A 4,111-nucleotide genomic window follows, 5' to 3' on the forward strand; every position below is an offset into this window, starting at 1 on the left:
ATCAGCATCCGTTCTAATTTAGCCGTGCAGTATCCCAAACCTCTCGATGACTATCAACGCTTTGTTGTACGTCGTATGGCTGACGGAGTTCGGGTAGCTTTAAATAATCTTGAACCTGCACGTATTGGCTGGGGGGCTGGAGCTGTACCGCAGCATGTTTTCAATCGTCGCTGGAAATTGAAAGCACCGGTTATCAATCCTTTTGGAGTAATTGAAAAGGTTCAGATGAATCCGGGGATTGCTAACCCAAATTTACTGGAACCAGCTGGCCCTACTGATCCTGAAGTGTCATTCATATCAGTTCAATCCCTAAAAGGTAGGCAAATGGCTGTTCTTGCAAATTACTCTCTTCATTATGTCGGAGGGGTTCCCCAGGGGCATATTTCTGCTGATTATTTTGCGCTGTTTGCCAACCGCATCCAGGAATTGCTAAATGCCGACCGTCAGGATATTCCCTTTGTGGGCATTATGTCAAATGGTACTGAAGGAGATATAAATAACATAAATTTTCGTGGTCCCGCTGTTACTTATCCGCCCTATGCAAAAATGAAGCTTGTCGCAAACGATGTCGCTCAGGAGGTATTCAGGGTTTATCAGAACATCCGGTACAAAGAATGGGTGCCTCTTGGGGCCGCAGAAATGGAACTTACACTGGATGTTAGAAGGCCGGATACACAAACACTTAGCTGGGCTGAGAAAGCAATGCAGAAAGTAAAGCCTGATCATCCAATGGAAAAGGTCTTTGCTGAACGAACGATACAAATGAAGGAATGGCCTGAAAAGATAGATGTGATACTCCAAACTTTTAGAGTTGGAGATTTGGGAATAGCCGGGATTCCATTTGAGGTATTTGCAGAAACAGGGTTAGAAATCAAAGCCAAAAGCCCATTTGAAAAGTCATTTACGATCGGATTGGCAAATGGGGGATATGGATATCTCCCAACACCGGAACAGCATCAAATGGGAGGCTATGAGACATGGATGAGTGTCAATAAGGTCGAGAAAGAAGCTTCCCGAAAGATTGTGACTGAGGTTCTTAAGCTTTTTAATCAGGTAAAACGATGAATGATTATTGGGAATCAGAATTAAATAGTTTAAACAATATAATTTTTCACCTGCATGTTTTTAATTAAAACAAGGCAAAACAAGGATAACAATGCAAAAAACAATTAAATTTTATGCTTATGGCCATTATTTGTGGCTTTTTACGCTGATTTTCGGTTTTATTCTGATTTTCAGTTTTGATTTCCGGCTTTATGCTCAAAATGCTACTTTCAGGGCCGGTGCCTCAACTGCAAACATAACCCCGCCTTTGGGCTCAGGGATAGTAGGGAATTTTGGTATTCCGCCTCCGGCAAATTATGTGCATGATGAATTGCACGCGAGAAGCCTCGTACTGGATGATGGGACAACAAAACTGGTTTTTGTAGTTGTCGATAATGTGGGTATTATTCGTGAAGTATTTGATGAGGCCAAGCGATTGATCTTTGAAGAAACAAAAATTCCTGCCGCTCAGATTCTGATGTCTTCTGATCATACACATTCTGCCAGTAGTGCCAGCGGACTTGGAAACCTAAGAGGCGGCTGGAATGCTGGTATGCCTCTTGATGATTATCAGCGTTTTCTCGTTCGCCGTATAGCAGATGGGGTGCGTATTGCATTGAATAATCTGGAACCGGCCCGCATTGGCTGGGGTGTGGGAAATGTACCCCAACATCTTTTTAACCGCCGCTGGAAAATGAAAAATCCGGTAGTAAATCCTTTCGGAGGGAAGGATCAGGTTCAGATGAATCCAGGGATTGCTAATCCTGATTTAGTTGAGCCGGCCGGTCCTACAGATCCTCAGGTTTCATTCATTTCAGTACAATCTCTTAAGGGGCGTCCAATTGGTTTACTTGCCAATTATTCCCTTCATTATGTAGGTGGAGTACCCAGGGACCATATTTCAGCAGATTATTTTGCAGTGTTTGCCGACCGTATTCAGGAATTGTTAAAAGCCGATCGTCAGGATCCTCCCTTTGTAGGTATCATGTCAAATGGGACGTCGGGAGATGTAAATAATATCAATTTTCGTGGACCGGCAGAAAAACATGAACCTTATGCCAAAATGCGTATTGTTGCCAATGATGTAGCTAATGAAGTTCTACGGGTATACCAGACCATACAATACAAAGACTGGGTACCACTCCGTGCGGCTCAGTCAGAATTGAATTTGAAAGTTCGCAGACCTACGCCTCAGATGTTAGCTTATGCCCAAAAGGTTCTTGCAAAACCTGAGACAGAAACGCCGGTACACCGTCTTGAGAAAACCTATGCAGAGCGGACCATTCAAATGAATGGATGGCCTGAGAATATTGATGTGCTTATGCAAACCTTTGGTATCGGAGATCTTGGCGTAGCCGCTATTCCATTCGAGGTTTTTACAGAAATCGGCCTTGAGATCAAAGCAAAAAGTCCTTTTAAATCTTCCTTTACCATTGAACTGGCAAATGGCAGTTATGGGTACCTTCCTACACCCGAACAACATCAAATGGGTGGATATGAAACATGGTTGGGTACAAACAGGGTGGAAACTGTAGCCTCCCGAAAAATTGTAACCGAAATTCTTAAACTTTTTAACCAGGTAAAACAATGAAATATTTTTTAACAATCTTCACTTCTTGTTTCTTTGCCTTATCAGGCTTGGCAGCAGACGGTACTAAACCGGTAAGTATTTTTAAAGCCGGATTTTCTGAGCGTGATATTACCCCGGATATCGGAATGGAATCGCCGGGTAATTATGGAAAAGCACACCATAAGTCCTTTCATGATCCTTGTAAAGTTCGGGCTGTTGTATTTGATGATGGAAAGAAGCGTGTAGCGCTCGTGGGTATCGACCTGCTTTTTGTAACCCGTCATCTCGTGCAGGAAGTACGTGCTGAGATACAAAAGCGCTGTGGCATCTTACCTGGTGACGTAATGATTGGGGCATCTCATTCCCATTCCTCCGGCCCGATCGGCATGGGAGAACCTGGAGATTTTGATAAAGCCTCACCTTTGGTGAAAGACCTGGTAAATAACCATTCAATAGTTTCAGATCCGGGATATACTCAGGTACTAAAGAAGCAGATCGTCGACGCAGTTGTACTGGCGAACGAGAACCGTGTAGATGCTAAACTTGCAGTCGGGAACGGGCATGAAGATAAAGTTTCGTACAACCGTCGTTTGCGGATGAAGAATGGATTGAGTTATTCACATCCCGGTGCAGGTAATCCTGATATTATTGATTATGCAGGTCCAATTGATCCGCAGGTAGGCACAGTAGGTGTGTGGGACTTAAAAGGTAATTTGCTGGGTACGGTAGTGAATTTCTCATGTCATGCAACGACCAGTCCGGGGGGTATTTCAGCGAGCTGGATTGGATCAATGGAAAGAACTATACGTGGTGCTACGGGAAATGCAGCCCTACCTGTCGTTTTCATGCAGGGCGCTTGTGGTGATATCACCCAGGTTGATAACCTGACTAAATTTCAGAATCCAGGAGCAGAAGAATGGTGGGATATCGTTGGAGGCCGCGTAGGAGCCGAGGCTTATAAGACCCTTCTTTTAATTCGGCGAGGTGCAGGAAGTGATATTCCGCTGGATTCAAGGCAGAGAGTATGGACTGTTAAACGCCGTATTCCTACACCTGAGAAAGTTCAAAAATCATTGGAACTTGTGAAAGCAGGCCCTGAAAAGTCGGGTACTACTGAATGGACTTTTGCAAAAGAAATCCTCGTTTTGGATGCGATCATAAAAGCTAGGCCATTGGTGGAGGTTGAAGTTCAGGCCATACAGGTTGGTCCGATGGTATTCGTATCCAATCCTGCAGAGTATTTTGTTCAGTACCAATTAGATATCAAGGCAGGAAGCAAATTTCCTTTCACCTTTGTGGTTGAGCTGGCTAATGGTATTACAGGATATGTGCCAACTGAAGAAGCCTTAGGCCCGAATGGTGGGGGCTATGAAACCCGTCTGACTTCCTACAGCAATCTGGAAGTATCTGCCGGAAGACAATTTGCCAATACAGGTATCGAACTGGCAAATCAAATGGTACCCGGTAAGGTTCCTTTGCCTCCTCCGCCGCCACCTT

3 protein-coding genes are annotated in these 4,111 nt (G+C 44.2%); all 3 read left to right on the plus strand.

Annotated elements, in window-relative coordinates:
• On the plus strand, positions 1-1,065 hold a 1,065-nt coding region (locus VGE44_RS00315; protein WP_331075781.1), incomplete at its 5' end, for a hypothetical protein.
• Positions 1,066-1,156: 91 nt separating this feature from the next.
• Complete coding sequence (locus tag VGE44_RS00320) at positions 1,157-2,635, plus strand: neutral/alkaline non-lysosomal ceramidase N-terminal domain-containing protein (protein WP_331075782.1); 1,479 nt, start codon at positions 1,157-1,159, stop codon at positions 2,633-2,635.
• A partial coding sequence (locus VGE44_RS00325; RefSeq protein ID WP_331075783.1) for a hypothetical protein occupies positions 2,632-4,111 on the plus strand: 1,480 nt, incomplete at its 3' end. The genes VGE44_RS00320 and VGE44_RS00325, both read left to right, overlap by 4 nt.

It is taken from the genome of Daejeonella sp. (genome assembly GCF_036405355.1).
Lineage (GTDB): Bacteria > Bacteroidota > Bacteroidia > Sphingobacteriales > Sphingobacteriaceae > Daejeonella.

Coding starts and splice junctions, on each gene's coding strand:
- VGE44_RS00320 (WP_331075782.1), top strand. CDS start 1,157: ATGCAAAAAACAATTAAATTTTATGCTTATGGCCATTATTTGTGGCTT.